14 protein-coding genes and 1 tRNA gene are annotated in these 19757 nt (G+C 59.9%); 9 read left to right on the top strand and 6 right to left on the bottom strand.

Going from position 1 to position 19757, the window contains the following annotated elements; translation table 11 throughout:
- Positions 1–140 precede the first annotated feature (140 nt).
- Entirely contained in the window at positions 141–2612 is a 2472-nt protein-coding gene (locus CLV41_RS16975) for a penicillin-binding protein 1A (RefSeq protein WP_208987570.1), read from the top strand.
- Positions 2613–2810: 198 nt separating this feature from the next.
- A protein-coding gene (prfB, locus tag CLV41_RS16970) for a peptide chain release factor 2 (RefSeq protein ID WP_103223605.1) occupies positions 2811–3942 on the top strand; the annotation gives its coding sequence in 2 pieces (ribosomal slippage) (positions 2811–2879 and positions 2881–3942; 1131 coding nt in all).
- Between the two features lie 75 nt (positions 3943–4017).
- On the opposite strand, the gene CLV41_RS16965 is transcribed toward prfB, so the two are convergent.
- The 3 genes from CLV41_RS16965 to bcp all read right to left on the bottom strand — a co-directional run bounded on the left by CLV41_RS16965 (position 4018) and on the right by bcp (position 6781).
- Positions 4018–5370, bottom strand: a complete 1353-nt coding sequence (locus tag CLV41_RS16965) for a M23 family metallopeptidase (RefSeq protein WP_103223604.1) — start codon at positions 5368–5370, stop codon at positions 4018–4020.
- Positions 5371–5459: 89 nt separating this feature from the next.
- Positions 5460–6317: a ferritin-like domain-containing protein gene (locus tag CLV41_RS16960; RefSeq protein ID WP_235867157.1), complete on the bottom strand. Its 858-nt coding sequence runs from the start codon at positions 6315–6317 to the stop codon at positions 5460–5462.
- Positions 6314–6781 (bottom strand): thioredoxin-dependent thiol peroxidase, encoded by a 468-nt coding sequence (bcp, locus tag CLV41_RS16955; RefSeq protein WP_103223603.1) that lies wholly within the window; start codon positions 6779–6781, stop codon positions 6314–6316. The genes CLV41_RS16960 and bcp overlap by 4 nt, the downstream gene beginning before the upstream one ends.
- Positions 6782–7050: 269 nt before the next feature.
- Here bcp and CLV41_RS16950 point away from each other — a divergent pair, with 269 nt between their 5' ends.
- The gene (locus CLV41_RS16950; protein ID WP_103223639.1) at positions 7051–10284 is read left to right on the top strand and encodes a YhdP family protein; all 3234 of its coding nucleotides are present in this window, start codon (positions 7051–7053) and stop codon (positions 10282–10284) included.
- Between the two features lie 123 nt (positions 10285–10407).
- Here CLV41_RS16950 and tyrS read toward each other — a convergent pair whose 3' ends face one another.
- Entirely contained in the window at positions 10408–11661 is a 1254-nt protein-coding gene (gene tyrS, locus CLV41_RS16945) for a tyrosine--tRNA ligase (protein ID WP_103223602.1), read from the bottom strand.
- A gap of 341 nt (positions 11662–12002) precedes the next feature.
- Here tyrS and CLV41_RS16940 point away from each other — a divergent pair, with 341 nt between their 5' ends.
- The gene (locus CLV41_RS16940; RefSeq protein ID WP_103223601.1) at positions 12003–12275 is read left to right on the top strand and encodes a tyrosyl-tRNA synthetase; all 273 of its coding nucleotides are present in this window, start codon (positions 12003–12005) and stop codon (positions 12273–12275) included.
- Positions 12276–12467: 192 nt separating this feature from the next.
- Here CLV41_RS16940 and glnA read toward each other — a convergent pair whose 3' ends face one another.
- The gene (glnA, locus tag CLV41_RS16935; protein WP_103223600.1) at positions 12468–13877 is read right to left on the bottom strand and encodes a type I glutamate--ammonia ligase; all 1410 of its coding nucleotides are present in this window, start codon (positions 13875–13877) and stop codon (positions 12468–12470) included.
- Positions 13878–14006: 129 nt separating this feature from the next.
- The gene (locus tag CLV41_RS16930; RefSeq protein ID WP_006934743.1) at positions 14007–14345 is read right to left on the bottom strand and encodes a P-II family nitrogen regulator; all 339 of its coding nucleotides are present in this window, start codon (positions 14343–14345) and stop codon (positions 14007–14009) included.
- 467 nt (positions 14346–14812) lie between these two features.
- Between CLV41_RS16930 and CLV41_RS16925 the strand changes: the two genes are divergently transcribed.
- The 5 genes from CLV41_RS16925 to clpP all read left to right on the top strand — a co-directional run bounded on the left by CLV41_RS16925 (position 14813) and on the right by clpP (position 19702).
- Positions 14813–16348, top strand: a complete 1536-nt coding sequence (locus tag CLV41_RS16925) for an NAD(P)H-hydrate dehydratase (protein ID WP_103223599.1) — start codon at positions 14813–14815, stop codon at positions 16346–16348.
- Positions 16349–16436: 88 nt separating this feature from the next.
- Positions 16437–16521: transfer RNA gene (locus tag CLV41_RS16920), tRNA-Leu, on the top strand.
- Positions 16522–16818: 297 nt separating this feature from the next.
- Positions 16819–17058 carry a hypothetical protein gene (locus CLV41_RS16915; RefSeq protein ID WP_103223598.1) on the top strand — a complete coding sequence of 80 codons (240 nt, stop codon included), beginning with the start codon at positions 16819–16821 and terminating at the stop codon, positions 17056–17058.
- A 457-nt stretch (positions 17059–17515) separates the two neighbouring features.
- Positions 17516–18865, top strand: coding sequence for a trigger factor (gene tig / locus CLV41_RS16910; RefSeq protein ID WP_103223597.1), 1350 nt, complete (start codon positions 17516–17518; stop codon positions 18863–18865).
- Positions 18866–19066: 201 nt separating this feature from the next.
- Complete coding sequence (gene clpP, locus CLV41_RS16905; RefSeq protein ID WP_103223596.1) at positions 19067–19702, top strand: ATP-dependent Clp endopeptidase proteolytic subunit ClpP; 636 nt, start codon at positions 19067–19069, stop codon at positions 19700–19702.
- Positions 19703–19757: the final 55 nt, after the last annotated feature.

Genomic DNA, 19757 nt, shown 5'->3' with positions numbered 1-19757 from the left:
TTGCCTCAGCATCGCCATATTGGTGCACGAGGAAGGCTGCTAAGTGTATCGGACGGTCTGTAGTGCCGGATTAATGTATCCATGTTAAAACGCTATACGCGCTTGAAGACGGGGAAAGACGAGCCCGCGGTATGAAATTTTTGGTGAAGTTTTTCGGTTATCTGTTTGGCATCGGCGCTGTCCTCGGACTGCTCGTGGCGGCCGGCGTGTGGATGTATCTGCAGCATCTCACAGAGGGTCTGCCCGATTTTACCGCGTTGCAGAATTACGAACCGCCCGTCATGACGCGCGTCCATGCCGCAGATGGCAGCCTGATGGCGGAATACGCGATCGAGCGCCGCATGTTCCTGCCGATCCAGGCCATTCCGGACCGGGTGAAACAGGCTTTCATCGCGGCGGAGGACAAGAATTTCTACACCCATATCGGTGTCGATCCTGAAGGCATTGCCCGTGCGGCGGTACGGTTCATTCAGAACTATGGCTCCGGCCGGCGGCCCGAGGGCGCTTCCACGATCACCCAGCAGGTGGCGAAGAACTTCCTCCTGTCCGACCTGGTGAGTGAGGAAAAGCAGAGGCGGTCGGCGGCCTATGAGCGCAAGGTCAAGGAAGCCGTTCTCTCCTTGAGGATCGAACAGGCCTATACGAAGGACGAGATACTCGAGCTTTATCTGAACGAGATCTATTTCGGGTTCGGCGCCTACGGAGTCGCGGCGGCCTCGCTGATCTATTTCGACAAGTCTGTGCACGAGCTGTCACTCGATGAAGTCGCCTATCTGGCGGCGCTTCCCAAGGGGCCGAGCAATTATCATCCCTACAGGAAGACCGAGGCCGCCATCGCACGCCGTAATTATGTGATCGACCGGATGATCGCCGATGGTTACATCAGCCTCGAAGAGGGGGATGAAGCCAAGGAAAAACCGATCGTCGTCAAACCGCGCGAACACGGTTCGCAACTGTTTGCAGCCGAATATTTCACCGAAGAGGTCCGCCGCGAGGTTGCCGATATCTTCGGCGACAAGCGCCTTTACCAGGGTGGCCTTTCCGTCCGCTCGACGCTTGATCCGGAACTTCAGAAGATGGCGCGCAAGTCGCTCATGGACGGGCTGATCAAGTTTGACCATCAGCGCGGCAGCTGGAACGGCCCGGTGGAGAAGCTCACCCTGGGCGCCGACTGGGGCGTCGATCTGGCAAAGATCGAAGCCTTGAGCGACCTGCCGGAATGGCGTCTCGCGGTGGTTCTGGAAAGCGGCGGCGATCAGGCGCTTGTCGGCGTCCAGCCGGAAAGGCTGGTCAGCGGTGAGCTTTCCGACGAACGCAAGAGCGGGCCACTCTTCCTGGAGACCATGAAATGGGCCCGCGTGAAGGGCCGGACGCCAAGTGCGGTTTCCGATGTGCTCGCGCCGGGCGATGTGGTTTATGTCCATGAAAGCGATGTGGCTCCCGGTACATTCGAACTGCGCCAGATCCCGAAAGTTTCCGGCGCGCTGGTCGCGATGGATCCCTATACCGGGCGTGTTCTGGCCATGGTCGGCGGTTTCAGCTACGCCCAGAGCGAGTTCAACCGGGCCACACAGGCCTACCGTCAGCCGGGCTCGTCCTTCAAGCCGTTCCTTTACGCCGCCGCCCTCGACAACGGCTACACACCGTCCTCGGTGGTGATGGATGCGCCGCTGGAAATCAACCAGGGACCGGGCCTTGGAACCTGGCGGCCGCAGAACTACGGCGGCAAGTTCTACGGACCCGCCACCCTTCGCACGGGCGTCGAGCTTTCCAGAAACGTCATGACCGTTCGCCTGGCGCAGGACATGGGCATGCCGCTGGTGGCCGAATATGCCAAGCGCTTCGGCATCTACGACAATATGCTGCCGGTCCTGTCCATGTCGCTCGGTGCCGGCGAAACCACGGTCCTGCGCCTGACCACTGCTTATGCAACCATCGCAAATGGTGGCAGGAAGGTGCGTCCGACCCTGATCGACAGGATCCAGGATCGGTATGGCCGCACCATTTACAAGCACGACAGCCGTATCTGCGACGGCTGTACCCAGGATGTCTGGGAAGGCCAGGAAGAACCGACCTTGATCGACGACCGCGAGCAGGTGCTCGATCCAATGACCGCCTACCAGATCACCTCCATGATGGAAGGTGTCGTGCAGCGCGGCACGGCGACGTCGGTCCGTGCGGTAGGCCGTCCGGTCGCCGGCAAGACCGGAACGACCAATGACGAGAAAGATGCCTGGTTCATGGGCTTCACTCCGGATCTCGCCGTGGGGGTCTTTGTCGGCTACGACAATCCGAAGCCGATGGGACGCGGCGCGACCGGCGGCCAGGTCGCGGCACCCATCTTCACGGATTTCGTCAAAAAGGCCCTGTCGAACAAACCCCCGGTGGAATTCCGGGTTCCGAAGGGTCTGCAGCTTATCCCGATCAACCGCCGCACCGGCATGCGTACGGCCGCCGGAACGCCTGGATCGATCCTGGAGGCCTTCAAGCCCGGCATGGCTCCGCCGGACAGCTACTCCGTCATCGGATTTCAGGAAACCATGGGTGTGCCGCACGCGGTGTCGCCGGAAGCCGCAGGCGCGGTTCTCAGCGGGACGGGCGGCCTTTACTGATCGGCCGCGTCCGGACGCATCAGCGAAACGCTTCCTCCCGCTGTGTGGTTTACAGCGTCAATCCGTCCGGGTAATGTCCCGCTCCAAATTCAAAAGCCCGCAGCGTCTATCGGGACGCGCGGACTTTAAGAACCGATCTGGGCCCGGCGTCTCCTGAAGGTGGCCGGGCCGCTTCATGTCAATCAAGCGAGGTATCCGATGCGCGCCGAAATGGAAGCGATCGTCGACGAAATCAAGCAGGCCATAAGCCTGCTGAGGAGGCATCTTTGACTGGGATCAGGCTGTTGTCCGGCTGGAAGAGCTGAACGCTCTTTCGGAAAATCCGGAACTTTGGAATGAACCCACCAAGGCACAAAAGCTGATGCGCGAGCGCCAGCAGCTCGATGACGGCATCAGCGGCGTGACGGCTCTTCAGCAGGATCTCTCTGACAATATCGAGCTGATCGAACTCGGTGAGATGGAAGATGACGCCTCCGTCGTGAAAGAAGCCGAACAGGCGCTGCGCAGTCTGAAGGACAAGGTCCACGAGCTGGAACTCAAGTCGCTTCTGTCCGGGGAAGCCGATGCCAACGACACCTATCTGGAAATCAACTCCGGAGCGGGCGGTACGGAAAGCCAGGACTGGGCGTCCATGATGCTGCGCATGTACCGACGCTGGGCGGAAAAACGCGGCTACAAGGTCGAACTTTTGGAATATCACGACGGCGAGGAAGCGGGCATCAAATCGGCAACGCTGCTGATCAAGGGCGAGAACGCCTATGGCTGGCTGAAGACCGAGTCCGGGGTGCACCGCCTGGTGCGGATTTCACCCTATGACAGCAATGCACGCCGCCACACGAGCTTTTCCAGCGCCTGGGTCTATCCGGTGATCGACGATACCATCGACATCGACATCAACGAAAGCGACTGCCGGATCGACACCTACCGCGCATCCGGCGCCGGAGGACAGCACGTCAACACCACCGATTCGGCCGTGCGCATCACGCACCAGCCGACAGGAATCGTTGTCCAGTGCCAGTCCGAACGCTCGCAGCACAAGAACCGTGCGACCGCCTGGTCCATGCTGAAAGCCCGGCTCTATGAGGCGGAACTGAAAAAGCGGGAAGAGGTGGCCAGCGCCGAGGCCGCGTCCAAGTCGGATATCGGCTGGGGTCACCAGATCCGGTCCTATGTCCTGCAGCCGTATCAGCTTGTGAAGGACCTCAGAACCGGTGTTGAAAGCACCTCTCCGGGCGATGTTCTGGACGGAGACCTCGACAAGTTCATGGAAGCCGCGCTCGCCCAGCGGGTCTTCGGCGGCGACCCGGTCACGGTTGAGGATATCGAATAAAAGCTGGCTGGAACGGCGAAAAGGGGGCTCCGGCCCCTTTTTTTTTGTTTCAGATCGCCTCAAGAACGTGTCGCGTTAAAGCGAAAGGGCGGCCAGCTTGTCGCCGGCGGAGAGAAACGCCGCCGGGTTGCTCGGTTTGTCGCCGCGGCGGATTTCATAGTGCAGATGGGCTCCGGTCGAGCGGCCGGTGGAGCCGACATTGCCTATCAGGTCGCCCGCGAGCACATGATCGCCCTCCGACACCCGAAGGCGGCTCAGATGGGCATAGCGGGTGACAAAGCCGTTGGCATGGCGGATTTCGACCATCTTGCCATAGCCGCCGTGACGCCCGGCGCCGATCACCGTGCCGGGGGCGGTTGCGAAGACGCGCGCGCCATAGGGCGCCTTGAAGTCGATGCCGGTATGCATTGCCAGACGGCCGAGAAAAGGATCCACCCGGGGGCCGTAGGTGCTGGAAACGGAACTGTTTTGAACGGGACGTTTTATCGGCAGACGCAAGGCGGTGAACTTGATCCTGCGCAAGGCATCGATAGCCTTGTTTGCCCGCTGCAGCCGGTCCGGAAAGTTTTCGTCGGTGATCGGCTGAAAGGGACCGCCGATCGAGGTTTTGCTGCGCAGCGCCGCATTGACGGACGGGGTGACGGTGCGCGTGATGCCGAGAATGTCTTCTATGCGGCTTTCCGTGGCAATGGTGATGGCATCCACCGCGACGGTGCTTTCCTCGTCCATTGCCGAGATGTGGGCTCTCACCGCATCGAGAGCAGCTTGTTTCTCAAGGTTTTTTTTTACACTGGAATTGGATTGAGGTGGTTCTGAAACCGGCTGCCGCAGGATCGTCAGCGGATCGAAACCTTTCGAAGAACCATCCCGCAGACCGAGCGCCTTTACCGGTTCGTCGATCAACTGACTTTCACCACCGATCGCGGACTTGTCCTCTTTTTCGATCGAGGCGAGGTTACTGGAGTCCAGAGCCGGTTTTTGCGGCGGCAGCGGTTGATCGCTGCTGAGATAGATGCCGTTGCTTTCCGCACGAGCCACCAGATCGGCAACAATCGCGTGCCGCTGATTGAGGCCCTGCTGGCGGCGCAGAACATCCATGACCTTTATCTCGACGGTTTCCCTGTCAACCATCTGTCGGCTGGTCAGGATTTCAATTTCCGCCCGAAGCCGGTCGATGCGATCCTGGTATTCCAGAACCAGTTCGGTACGTTCCGAACTGGCCTCGACCATCATGTCGTGGCGCAGGAGGAAGTAGCCGATGGTTCCGGCAGCCGCCAGTGTTGCGGTGACGCAGACAAGGGCACCGCAAATCAGGTGCAGCGGCCGGACGCTGTAGGTGGTCGTCTTGGCGTTTTTATCCGGCGCCGGATGATGTGGTGCCGCCCAAGGTGCCTGATAAGGCCGAGTCGTATTCTGGCGCTGTCGCATGTTCACTCAGTCACTGCCTGCATTCTGCAAAAGAACTGAGTCTGATTAGAGTTTGGTAAGGTTAATAAATCGTCTTCGCGAACTTGAAATCAGCCTGTCAGGCGCGCGAGAGGCTTGTAAAAACCGGGTGTTAGCCCGGCTTCTGAACGTGCGCGGTCGTTGAAAGGCGGTTTGAGCGCGCCGCGGAAATGTTTGCGGACGAATGCGTGAAATGCGGGCTCGGGTCTGATTCCCTGACGGTCGCACAGGAAGCGGAACCATTTGGCACCGAAAGCGACATGGTTTTTTTCATCCCGGTAGATCACTTCCAGGCATCTGGCCGTATCTTCATCGCCAATTCCGCGTGCCTTTTCGATCATCGGCGGGGTGATGTCGAGGCCGCGGGCCTCCAGTACGAGAGGGATGATGGCAAGTCGCGCGGCAAGGTCGTTCCCGGTGTTCTGGGCCGCTTCCCAAAGGCCGTCATGGGCCGGCATGTCGCCATAGGCGGCGTCCAGCTTCGTCAGCCGGTCCTGGAGCATGGAAAAATGCTTTGCCTCTTCCAGACCCACCCGGACCCAGTCGTCGTAGTAGGAACGCGGCAGGCGTATATGGGCGAACCGTCCGATCAGGTCCCAGGTGAGATCGACCGCATTCAGTTCGATATGGGCAAGGGAATGGATCAATGCCAGGCGGCCTGACTTCCCGGTCAGGCTGCGTTTCGGCATGTCCCGCGGAGCCAGCAGGACCGGTTTGTCCGGCCGGCCTGGCCGGTCGGGCATGGAACCGTCCCTGGTTGGTGAACCGAGCCCCAGCTCCCGTTGAAACCATGCTTTCGAAACCGCATAGGCCAGCCGGACCTTTTCGGACGTGTCCTGGGAGGTAACGATGGCCCGGGCTCCGGCAACAAGGCTTGGCGGCAGGGAGGAAGAGGGGCGAATCCCGGCGCCGCCTTTATGAGATGTCAAAGGGCCCGAACCGCTTCCAGAACGGCTTCCGCATGGCCGGGTACTTTCACCTTGCGCCATATCCCGACGATTTTTCCGTCCGCATCCACAAGAAATGTGGAGCGCTCCACACCCATGTATTTTTTGCCATACATCGATTTTTCGACCCACACGCCATAGGCTTGCGCCGTGCCGGTTTGCGTATCGGCGCCGAGGCGAACCGCCAGATTGTGTTTGGCGACAAAATTGTCGTGTTTCTTTGCCGAATCCGGTGAAAGACCGATGATCGTGACATCCGACTTTTCGAATTCCGGCATCAATTCGGTAAAGGCAATGGCCTCCTTCGTGCAGCCCGGCGTGTTGTCCTTCGGATAGAAATACACCACCACAGGCTTGCCCTTCAAAGCTTTCAGGGAGACGCGCCCGCCTCCATCGCTTTCCAGATCGAAATCCGGTGCCGTGTCTCCAATGGCCAAGTCTTCCATCACGCCTTCCTTCTGTCACAGTTTGTGGGTTAATGCCGGGGACCGGCAGTCTGGCGAGTTGCGACTGTCGCTTTTACAGTTGCATTCGCTGTACCATAAAGTGTCCCGTGAATCGTTCAATGCGGCACGGAGCGAAGCAGGCGTTTTGTCCCCGGGAACACACTGAACCGCCTTTGGCGCCTTCAGGCGGAAGATATGGACTGACTTACTTGCCCAAAAACGGCAGCCCGAAAGGTTCGAAGACAGCTTCACCGCGAAAGACCGGGCGCATGCTTATGCGCATTTTCATCGCGGCGGTGCTGATATGTGTCCTTGCGGGGCTCACGATCCTGTTTGCTTCCGGACCTGTCCGAATTCCGTTTCTCGGCAGTCTTCTTGCGATGCAGGGAACCCGTGGACCGGTGACGCTTTCAGTCGTCCGCGCCAGCCTCGATTTCACCGCGCCCGGCGGCCTGGAAGTCATCATCGAGGATGCGAGGGCGGACATCGACGGGCCGTCTCCGGTCAGCATCCGTCTGCCGAAACTGACCGCCCCGATCGATATGGACGCGCTTTTCTCCGGCCGGGTCCATTTTTCGTCGCTCGTGCTTGAAAAGCCCCACGTCAAGCTGGCTCTGAGCGGCGGGCCCGCGAAGGTGCCGGAAGTCGGGCCTTTGATGGAAGCGGTCGACCGGATCAGCGATGTGGTGGATGATCAGTTCGCCCGCCGCGGCCTGCAGTCCGTCCGGATCGCGGACGGTTCATTTGAACTGGCCGGGCCCGCTTCCCGCCGCTTCAAAGGCATCGACGCGGATATCTTTCGTGGAAGCAATCGCGTTATCCGCGCCTATGCCAGGATTGCCGGAAACATTTCCAACTGGCGTCTGGAACTTGCCCGGAGCGCGCCGGAAGACGCCGGCTTCAAGAATATCGGTGTCGTGGTCAACGGAATTACGCTGGCCGAGCTGCTCGGGCCGGAAGCGGGATCTAAGCATGGAAAAGGCCTCCGTCTGCCGGCCTCCGCGAAAATGGAAGCCAGTCTGGATCGGGAGGGGAAGTTTGTCTCGGCAAACGCCGTCGCCCGAATGCGCAATGGCTGGTTCCAGCTCGGCAAAACCCTCGTCGCCTTTGACGATGCGGCATTGTCGCTGTTGTTCACGGCAGGCCAGAAGGCAATCGACATCACGACTTCGCATGTGATCCGAGGCAATACACGGCTCTTTTTTACCGGTTCCCTTACGCCCGGCATAAACGGAACTTCCGAGTGGGGCATCAGTCTGGACAGCAAATATCCCCAGTTCGGCCCGGCGGATGTTTCTGAAGATCCGAATATGCTGGAAGGCATCCAGGTGCGCGGACGCTTCGATCCGCAAGAGCGGCTGCTAAATATCGAACGGTTCACCGCCCGCTCGGGAAAAGCTGTCATTCACGGCGTCGCATCGCTTCAGCTTACCGCGGAGGGGCCATATCTGGCGCTCGCCGCCAATGGCGAGAAGATACCGGTAGCCCTGGCCAAACAGGTCTGGCCGATCACGCTGGTCCCGCCGGCGCGTCGCTGGGCAGTGGACCGGATCAAGGACGGTCTCATCGACAGTGTGTCCTATACCGGGGCCCTGCGTCCGGCCGCCTTCGATCCCCGCGATCCGGACCCGGGCTGGTCGGGGGATGACATGCGTATCGACATGACGTTTTCCGGCGCTGCCGTCACACCGGTCGGCGAGGTGCCGGAAATCAGCGGCCTTCAGGGCACACTGACGATACGGGACGAAATAATGAGCGTTGCCGCCACGGGCGGTTCGGCGGTTTCTTCGAAGGGAGGAACGGTCGCGTTGCCGTCAGGCACTTTTGAGATACACCAACTTACGGAGCGGGACGGCAAGACAGCGCGCGTTTCCACGCTGATGGAAGGCGAAGCCGAAGATATCGGAGCAATGGTGAACAGTGCGCCTTTCCGGGTATTGGACCGGGCCGACATCAGGAACGATGGTGTCAGCGGGACCGGCCGGCTGAATATCGAAGCGACATTTCCGTTGGAAAATCAAATCGATCTGGCTGATGTGGACTGGCGGGCAACTGGAAATTTCAAGAATTTTTCGGACCCTCATCCCGTCATGGGGCACACGGTGGCGGATGCGAATGTTTCGCTGGAGGCGGACGAGGATCAGGTCGCCATCACCGGCAAGGGAGTTCTCGACGGGTTCAAGGCGGATATCGATCTGGTCGTTCCGCTCGGCGATTCCGGCATCGCGGCCAGACAGGACGTCGTCGTGTCGGTGTCCGCGAAACAGCTCAAGGACAAGGGCATCGATCTGACCGCGTTCCTCGATGGCGGAATGACGCTTAGCGTCGCCAAAGCCGGCGAGGGGCAGGATTTCGTCATCGACCTGAAGCAGACAGATGTGCGGCTGACGGCGCTTGGCTGGCGAAAGGCCAAGGGTGTGCCGGCGACTGCCACCTTCAGGATGACCGAGACCGCCGACGAGCGCCGTATTCAGAATTTCAAACTTGTGTCCGAAGGCGTCAACATCAACGGCGCTCTGCGGCTGACCGCGGACGGCGAGTTGAGTCAGGCGTCGTTCGATACCTTCAGGCTGCGGCCCGGCGATGATATCGAGCTTGATATCCAGCGGGCGGGGGATGGGCGTTACGACATTATCTTCGCCGGTCCATCCTTCGACGGAAGGGGTCTTATACGAAGCATACGAAGTCCGGGCGGCAGCAAGGGGGCGGGTGATTTTTCAAGCGGCGCCAGGATCGCGGCAACGATCGACCGGGTGACGGGCTTCAACAACCAGACCATCGAAAAATTCTCCGGCAAGATCGACACGGGAACGAAGGGGCTCGTCTCGGCCGATCTGCGCGGTCTGGTCAATGGCCGTGCCAATTTCGAATTCACCGTGAACGACAACGACGGATCGCAGTTGGCCAATGGCCGGTTCGCGAATACCGGAGCGACGCTCAGGTTCCTTGACGTTTACGAGCGTATGCGCGGCGGCACCGGAACGCTGAATGTCGTCATGGCCGATGAGGACAGCTGGGTGGGGGACTTCAATGTGACCTCCCTGCGTATCACCGAAGATCCGGCAATCCGGAGCATTCGCGAGCGGGACCAGATCAGCAGGCGCAACAACGGCACCGAAGGTCCGATGGGGGCGGTTCAGAACAAAGGTTCCGCGAGCTTCGACACACTCGACATCAATTTCACGCGCGAAGCCGACATGCTGAGTATCAGCCGCGGCGCATTGCAGGGGAACGCGCTGGGTGGAACCGTCAGCGGAACCGTGAACCTGGCTCAACAGACCCTGAACCTCACGGGCACTTTCGTGCCGATCTACGCACTCAACAATTTCTTCGCCAAGATCCCGTTGCTTGGGTTCGCGCTTGGCGGGGGTTCGGGCGAAGGGCTGATCGGGGTCACCTACCGGCTGTCGGGCTCCGTTTCCGAACCGGTCCTTTCGGTCAATCCGATCTCCGCGATCGCGCCGGGCATTTTCCGCAAGATGTTCGAATTCCAGTCGAACTGAATTAAACGCCCGGCACTGCCTGCTTGGAACATACCATCCAGGCTTTGGGAAAGGCCTTCAGCGCGCTCGGTTCAAAAAAGTCGGGATCCGGCTCTTGCCGAAAAACGCGGCCGCCTGGCCGGTTCAGACCGGCTTCAGCAGCACGTGTTTCTTTTTGCCGAGCGACAGCTTGATGACGCCGTCCTGCGTGACGTCGGCCAGGGAGAGCTGGCGATTGTGGTCCTGCTCGCCGCGGTCGTTGATCCTGACGGCGCCACCCTTGATGTTCCGGCGTACGTCTCCATTGGAGGCACAAAGACCGGCGGTCACGAATGCGGACAGAACGCCCAGACCCGTTTCAAGCTCGGATCGGGCGATTTCCACCGTCGGCAGGCCTTCGGCGGACTGGCCCTCCTCGAAGGCCTGGCGGGCGGTTTCCGCCGCCGCTTCGGCTTTGTCGCGTCCATGGATCAGCGCCGTCGCTTCCGTCGCGAGCACCTTCTTGGCTTCGTTGAGCTCCGAACCCTCAAGGGCCGCGAGGCGGGCGATTTCGTCCATCGGCAGAACGGTGAACAGCTTCAGGAAACGTTCCACATCCGCGTCTTCGGTGTTGCGCCAGTACTGCCAGTAGTCATAGGCGGAAAGCTGCTCTTCGTTGAGCCAGACGGCGCCGGCCGCCGTCTTGCCCATCTTTGCGCCGGACGAGGTGGTCAGGAGCGGCGAGGTGAGGGCAAAGGCATCCTTGTCTTCCAGGCGGCGGACGAGATCCGTGCCGGACAGGATATTGCCCCACTGATCGGATCCGCCCATCTGCAGGCGGCAGCCGGTGCGCCGGTAGAGTTCCAGAAAATCATAGCCCTGGAGCAGCATGTAGTTGAATTCCAGGAAGGACAGATGCTGCTCGCGCTCAAGACGCAGACGGACGGAATCGCGCTGGATCATCTGGTTGACGGAAAAATGCCGTCCGATGTCGCGCAGGAAGTCCACATAGTTCAGCTTCAAGAGCCAGTCCGCATTGTCCACCATGATGGCGTCGGTCCGCCCGTCGCCGAAGACAAGCAGCTTTTCAAAGACCTTCCTGATGCCGGCCTTGTTCTGCTCGATGTCGTCCTCGGTGAGGATCTTGCGGGTTTCATCCTTGCCGGACGGGTCGCCGACACGTGTCGTGCCGCCGCCCATCAGGGCAATCGGGCGATGTCCGGTCTTCTGCAGCCAGTGCAGCATCATGATCGGAACGAGGGAGCCCGCATGAAGGCTCGGCGCCGTGCAGTCGAAACCGATATAGGCGGTGACGGTTTCCTTCAGGCAAAGCGCGTCGAGCCCGGCCGGATCGGAAATCTGATGAATGAAACCGCGCTCTGAAAGAACCTTCAGAAAGTCCGATTTGAACTCGCTCATGCCTGCCTGTCCGTGATTTTTTCTCGTGTATCGCCTCTCGGCTCTTCGGACGTGCTCTAGCGCGTGCGGCGGGCGTTGTAAATCGCGGCGGACGGAAAACCTGAAGGTCGCCGGGTTCCAGTCGCTCCGGATCCGAAAGCAGTGATGGAAATGCCCGTCGCGGGCCTGACCGGCGCCGCCGCCCGGATAGGTGAGAATTCCGCTACCCCGAAGGCTGTTCACTCACGTTTTTCCCAAAGGCACGGAGCGTGACAACGGTCACAGAGAAAAGTTTTCGCGAGGTCTAGTGTCTCTTCATCAGCCAATTCAATACCGCTGAAGATCAGTTGAGAGGACCAGACATGTTTCGCAAGTTCGCCATCGCCGCCGTTACCGTTGCCACAGTGGCAACCGCTGCCGTCACCATGACGCCGAATGAAGCCCAGGCCGGGAACCGCCGTGCCGGCGCTATCGCCGCGGGTGCAATCATCGGCCTTGCCGCCGGTGCCATCATCGCCTCGCAGGCTCAGCCGCGCTATTACGCGCCCGTGCGCTGCCACAATCAGCCGGTTCGCCGCTGGGACCCGTACTATCGCCAGTATGTCGTCGTCGGCTACCGCCAGGTCTGCTACTGAGCGCAGGCAACATCACGAGAACGAATGGCCTCCTCCGGGAGGCTTTTTCGTTTTTAGCTTGCGCAAATTCATCTTTTCTCGGTGCATCGCGCCTTTTCCGGACAGCGAGGCGGCGCGGAAAGCGCCCGGCGAAACAACAAAAAACCCCGGCCAGATGACCGGGGTTTTTCCTGTCCGAAAGAGCGGAAACCCTTAGACGGAGTAGTACATGTCGAATTCGACCGGATGCGGCGTCATTTCGTAACGCTCGACTTCTTCCATCTTCAGTTCGATGTAGGCGTCGATCTGGTCGTCGTCGAACACGCCACCGGCCTTGAGGAACTCGCGGTCCTCATCGACAGCTTCCAGGGCTTCACGGAGCGAACCGCAAACCGTCGGGATCTCGGAGAGCTCTTCCGGCGGCAGGTCGTAGAGGTTCTTGTCCATGGCATCGCCCGGGTGCAGCTTGTTCTTGATGCCGTCAAGGCCGGCCATCAGCAGCGCGGAGAAGCACAGGTACGGGTTCGCGGTCGGATCCGGGAAACGAACTTCGACGCGTTTTGACTTCGGAGACGCCGTGAACGGAATACGGCAGGAAGCGGAACGGTTACGCGAGGAATAGGCCAGCAGAACCGGTGCTTCATAACCTGGAACCAGACGCTTGTAGGAGTTGGTCGACGGGTTGGTGAACGCGTTCAGGGCCTTCGCATGCTTCAGGATACCGCCGATGAAGTACAGGCAGGTTTCGGAAAGATCGGCGTACTGGTTGCCGGCGAACACAGGCTCGCCCTTGTTCCAGATGGACAGGTGGCAGTGCATGCCGGTGCCGTTGTCGCCGAAAACCGGCTTCGGCATGAAGGTTGCGGTCTTGCCGTAGGCATGAGCAACCTGATGGACGACGTATTTGTAGACCTGCATGTTGTCGGCGCAACGGGTCAGGTGGTCGAATTTCATGCCGAGTTCGTGCTGGGCGGCCGCCACTTCGTGGTGGTGCTTTTCGGTCGGAACGCCCATTTCGCCCATGACGGACAGCATTTCGGAGCGGATGTCCTGGGCGCTGTCGATCGGCGGAACCGGGAAGTAGCCGCCCTTTGTGCGCGGACGGTGGCCGAGGTTGCCGGTCTCGTATTCGGAGCCCATGTTCGACGGCAGTTCGTCGCCGTCGAGGATGAAGCCGGTGTTGTACGGGTCCGCGGTGAAGCGGACATCGTCGAACATGAAGAATTCAGCTTCCGGACCGATATAGATGGTGTCGCCGAAACCGCCGGACTTCACGTAAGCTTCCGCCTTCTTGGCGGTCATGCGCGGATCGCGATTGTAGCCTTCGCCGGTGATCGGGTCGACGATGTCGCAGAAGATCGCCAATGTGGACTGGGCGAAGAACGGGTCGATATGCGCGGATTCCGGATCGAGGATCAGCATCATGTCGGACTCGTTGATGGCCTTCCAGCCGGCGATGGACGAGCCGTCGAAGGCAACGCCCTCAGCGAACATGTCTTCGTCAACAAGCGCGACATCCATGGTGACGTGCTGCATTTTGCCTCTTGGATCGGTGAAGCGCAGGTCGACGAATTTCACGTCCTTTTCCTGAATCTCCTTCAGGACTTCAGCGGCAGTGGTCATAGTGTCCATCCCTTTGATTTATTGTGTGAACGGTTGGGTTTGGTTCCGGCCCGGCTGGGTGTCTTCAACTGTTGGCTCCGTTGCTCAAGACCGGAATGGGGATCACCGGCGGATGCCGGAACGGGTGGGTCAGATAGCGTCGATGCCGGACTCGCCTGTCCGGATGCGCACAGCTTCTTCAATATTGGAAACAAAGATCTTGCCGTCGCCAATGCGGCCGGTTTGCGCCGCGGAACGGATCGCGTCAACGGCTTTTTCGACCATGTCGTCGCCGAGCACGATTTCGACCTTCACCTTCGGCAGGAAGTCCACGACATATTCGGCGCCGCGATACAGCTCTGTATGTCCCTTCTGCCGGCCGAAGCCCTTCGCTTCCGTAACGGTGATGCCCTGGAGGCCGACCTCCTGAAGAGCTTCTTTGACCTCGTCCAGTTTGAAGGGTTTGATGATCGCCTCGATCTTTTTCATCACCTTTTGTCTCTCTCCACATGTCAGGCCGGGATTATTCGGCGAGCCTTCTTTCGGAAGGCTTGGGGTCAGGCAGACCCTAGATCGACCCGCATTCATATGGCCTCATATGAAAGCAGGCTGATCGATCTTAAAGTGTCAGAGCATCTTGTCCGCATTTGGTTGGACACAGGATGCGCTAACGGGCCCGTAGGGACCGTTGCTGGCTATAAAGCACGATATGTGCCAATCCGGAGCAACTTCCCGCAAATTTTCTCAGAGTAGAGATTTCCGCCACTAAAAGCGGCAAAATCAATCGGTCCATCTGAGCAGTTTCGTATGAAGCATTGATCTTGTGATTAAACAATATGCAAACAGCTTAAAAAATAGACATGAATGATAATGATGACCTTATGTTACTCCCAAGGCTCGACAAAAACCGCGATCCTGTACAGCTTGCGAAGCGGGCAATTGGAGGCCTTTTGGGAATGAACCCGGATATTGTTTTTTCCAACGCGGTGCTGCTGACACCGGAGGAAATGGGGCAGGCGGACCGGCTGACCATTTCCGGTGGCGTGCCGGGTATCGAGCTGATGGAGCGGGCCGGGCAGGCGGTGGCGAGGGCTGCCGCGAAAATGGTCCCGGCCGCCGCGCGGATTTCCATCCTGTGCGGTCCCGGCAACAATGGCGGTGACGGGTTCATTGCCGCGCGTTGTCTTACCGCGGCCGGCCACACCGTTCAGATCCATCTCCTCAAGGCATCCGAAACGCTCAACGGAGATGCGCTTGAAGCCTTTGTGCGTATGGGGTTGCCACACACGGTGGTTCCCGATGGAGACGGGATCGCTGTTTCTCTGGCGGGAGAGCTCGAGCGCGCGGATCTGATCATCGATGCGCTGTTCGGAGCCGGGCTCGACCGGCCGCTCGCCGGTCCTGGTCTGGCTCTTGTGAAGGCCGTCAACCGGTCGGGCCGTCGGGTGCTTGCCGTCGATCTGCCGTCCGGAGTGAACGGCGCGACCGGAGCCGATCCGGGCGCGGCCGTCAGGGCAGACGCGACGGTGACCTTTTTCCGCCGCAAGCCGGGGCATCTTCTCAATCCCGGCCGGACCTTGTGCGGCTCTGTCACGGTTGCCGATATCGGCATAAAGGCAGGTGTTCTGGAAAAGATCGGGCCTTCCGTCTTTCACAACATTCCGGAGCTGTGGCTTGGCGACTGGCCACGGCCCGATCCGCTCGGGCACAAATACACCCGGGGCCATGCGGTCGTGTTCGGCGGGCCGATGTCGGCCACGGGCGCGGCGCGGCTTTCCGCGGGCGCGGCTCTGAGGGCTGGGGCAGGGCTGGTAACTCTAGCCTCGCCGCCGGATGCAATGATGGTCAATGCCTGCCATCTGACGGCGGTGATGCTGAAAAAGGTCCCCGGAGCGGAAGCCATGGAAGAGCTTCTTGCCGACAGGCGGTTCAATACCGTGCTGATCGGCCCCGGCTACGGCGTCGGCGAGGAAACCCGTGCCGCGGTCGCCGCCATTCTCAAACAAAAACGGGCAACCGTGCTGGACGCCGACGCGCTGACGAGTTTCCCGAACCATGCTCAAGAGCTGTTCACCCTGATCGGGGACAATCCGGCGCCGGTTCTGTTGACCCCGCATGATGGCGAGTTCGCCCGGCTGTTTCCGGACATTGAAGGCGACAAGCTTGTCCGCGCCCGCCGGGCGGCGGAACGCTCCGGCGCCGTCGTTGTCCTCAAAGGTCCCGATACGGTGATTGCGGCGCCGGACGGCCGGGCCGCGATCAACGACAACGCGCCGCCGTTTCTGGCGACGGCGGGGTCCGGCGACGTTCTCGCCGGAATTTCCGCCGGGCTTCTCGCGCAGGGTGTGCCGGGTTTCGAGGCGGCCTGCCAGGCGGTCTGGCTTCACGGCGAGGCTGGACGGGAAGCCGGCCCGGGGCTGATTGCCGAGGATCTGGCGCCTGCCCTCAAAGCCGCAATCCGTGCGCTTGTGGACAAAACGGCCGGGGGGTGAAAGCGGCCGCAGCTTTTTGCTTTGACGGGGAAATCAGTGGTGTTATAGAGGCCCCGCTTCTAGAGCGGGGCTTCAAATGCCCCGCGGCGCGGATGTGGTGGAATTGGTAGACACGCCAGATTTAGGTTCTGGTGCCGCAAGGCGTGGGGGTTCAAGTCCCTTCATCCGTACCAAAACAGACTTCGGGACCGGAAAGCCCCCAAGCGCCCTGAACGGCAACGCGATTTGGGGGCAGGTCCCTCATCCCGGACACATTCAATCTGCTCTGCGAAGGCCAGCTTCAGCACTGCCCGACGCAGACTGACCGAGATTACTTCCGGTGTCGTCATTGCCTGGCATTCAAGTGCAGCCGCATCGTCGCGAAAAAAGAACGCAGATTTGTGTCTCTTTCTTGGGACATCCAGTCCGGCAAAGTATTCCATAGCAGTCCGCTTCAGGATCACAAACACTACCTCTCCCAAAAACCCGACATGGCGTTTCCGATCGGTGGCGATGGCGTCAAGCCTGCGCAAGTCCCCGATCCCATGAACCCCCAAGCCAGCGATACCGGTCAAGTCGATCCTGAAGGCGACAAGGTGAAGGTCTCGGAATATGAGACCCGCTCGGTGAACATCTATGTCTACTGGCTGATCAAATCCCGGCCCGACCCTTGGCCCGGCTATGTTCAAATGCCGTCCCCCGGCGGGAAGGACACACCGCCGGAGCGCTAATGATAGAGCTTCCTCCTCGCCAGATGACAGGTGTTGCGTATAGGCTTTGGCTCGCAACACGTCCGCAGGGCGGGAAAGACCATGACCGGTGCAACTTCGGCCACCTGGAGCGGCCGTCAGGGCTTCTACCGGCGTTTTTTCGCACCCTGTCCCACGCTGAATGCGGGGGCGACCGCCCTTCGGGCCGCCTGAGCGCGGGATGACCGACAGAGTTGGTTCCGCGCGGGGAGTGGTTGAAACGCGGCTGATTTCCTCTCCAAACCCCCGCTCTCCCCTTGACACTTTCCACCCCAACCTTTATCGCGCTTGCATCGTGCGTCTCGGACTTTGTCCGCGGCGATGCATCGCCATTCGAACGCTTCCGGGAGAAGGGGAGTGCAGGCAATGCGGCACACGGAATTTTAAAAACAAAACCTCCGGAGCGGACTGCCGCTCAGGATCGAGGACGACAAAACCCATGCAGGTAACCGAAACCCTCGCCGAGGGCCTGAAGCGAGAGCTCAAGATCGACATTCCGGCCGGCGATCTCGCCGCCAAGCTCGATGAATACATGGACGACATGAAGTCCAAAGCCAACATCAAGGGCTTCCGCCCGGGCAAGGTGCCGCTCGCGCACCTGAAAAGGATGTATGGCCGTCAGGCGATGGCGGAGATCCTGTCGAACACCATCCAGGAGACCACCCAGAAAGCCGTCGAGGAGCGCTCCGAGCGCCCGGCTCTGACCCCGGAAATCGATCTGCCCGACGAAGACGCCGAAAAGATCCTGGCGGGCGATGCCGACCTGTCCTTCAAGATGACCTACGACATTCTGCCGGTCTTCGAGATCGTCGATTTCTCCGGTATCGAAATCGAACGTCCGGTTGTTGAGATCGCCGACGAGGAAGTCGACACTCAGGTCGCCGACATCGCCAAGAACAACACGCCGTTCGAAGCCAAGGACGGGGCCGCCGAAGACGGCGACCGTGTCACCATGTCCTATCTCGGCAAGATCGACGGCGAGCCCTTTGAGGGCGGCGCCGACGAAAACGGCATGCTGGTTCTGGGCTCCGGCCAGTTCATTCCGGGCTTCGAAGAGCAGCTTATCGGCCTCAAGGCCGGTGACGAAAAGGTCGTGGAAGTCTCTTTCCCGGATGACTATCCGGCCGAACACCTCGCCGGCAAGTCGGCTGCCTTCGACGTCGTCGTCAAGGAAGTGGCCGTCGCGGGTGAAGTCACCCTCGACGACGAGTTCGCCAAGGGCCTTGGCCTTGAGTCGCTCGACAAGCTGAAGGAAATCGTCCGCGGCCAGATCGAGGGCCAGTTCGGCCAGATGACCCGCCAGCGCGTGAAGCGTCAGCTTCTCGACAAGCTGGACGAGCATTATTCCTTCGATCTTCCCGAAAAGCTGCTGAACTCCGAGTTCGACGTGGTCTGGAACCAGGTCGAAGAGGACATGAAGCGCAACGAGAAGACCTTTGAGGACGAAGACACCACGGAAGAAGAGGCGAAGGCGGAATACCGCAAGATAGCCGAACGCCGTGTGCGCCTCGGCCTTGTGCTTTCCGAAATCGGCGAGAAGAACAACATTCAGGTCACCGACGAGGAACTGCAGCGCGCGCTCTACGACCGGGTCCGCCAGTTCCCGGGCCAGGAGCAGCAGGTGTTCGAGTTCTACAAGAACAACCAGCAGGCGCTGGCAAGCCTGCGCGCCCCGATCTACGAGGAAAAAGTCGTCGACTTCATGCTTGAGCTCGCCAAGGTGACCGACAAGACGGTGACCAAGGAAGAGCTGGAAAAACTGGTCGCGGAGGAAGAGGAAGAAGCCTGAGCTTGTTCCCACCTATCCCCAGATACGGCAGCGGTCTTAACTTTGCTTTCATGCCGCATCTGTCATGACTTTGCGTTGAGGGCGACATCCCATATATACGGGGTGTCGCTTTTTTCGACTCAGGCCCCTGATCGATGCGCTCGGGGGGCTGAATCAGGCCCGGCTGACTGCCGGGTCCCATCTCAAGCTTATGGATGAGGTATGAAGGATCCTGCCGATATCTACATGAACACGCTCGTGCCGATGGTTGTCGAACAGACAAATCGCGGCGAGCGGGCCTTCGATATCTATTCGCGATTGCTCAAGGAGCGCATCATCTTCCTGACCGGTCCGGTCGAAGATCAAGTGGCTACCCTGGTCTGTGCCCAGCTTCTTTATCTGGAAGCTGAAAACCCGAGCAAGGAAATCGCGATCTATATCAATTCCCCCGGTGGTCTCGTAACCTCCGGCCTGGCGATCTACGACACGATGCAGTTCATCCGCCCGGCGGTTTCGACGCTGTGTATCGGTCAGGCCGCCTCGATGGGGTCGCTTCTGCTGGCCGCCGGCCACAAGGGCATGCGATTCATTCTGCCGAACGCGCGGGTGATGGTTCACCAGCCTTCCGGCGGTTTCCGCGGTCAGGCCGCCGATATCATGCTTCATGCACAAGAAATTCTTGCAATGAAGCGGCGGCTGAATGACATCTACGTGAAACATACCGGACAGACCCTCGATCAGGTTGAAGAAGCGCTGGAGCGCGACAACTTCATGACCGCCGAAAGGGCCAAGGAATTCGGGATCGTGGACAAGGTGATAACCGATCGTACCACGCTCGGTGAAGAGGCTGAAAAGTGATCAGGCTTACCCGGTCTTAAGCATGGCTTCAATTTCCTTGATTTAAGACCGGAAA

Source organism: Roseibium marinum (assembly GCF_002906165.1).
Taxonomy (GTDB): domain Bacteria; phylum Pseudomonadota; class Alphaproteobacteria; order Rhizobiales; family Stappiaceae; genus Roseibium; species Roseibium marinum.
This window is presented reverse-complemented; position numbering and strand designations above follow the sequence as displayed.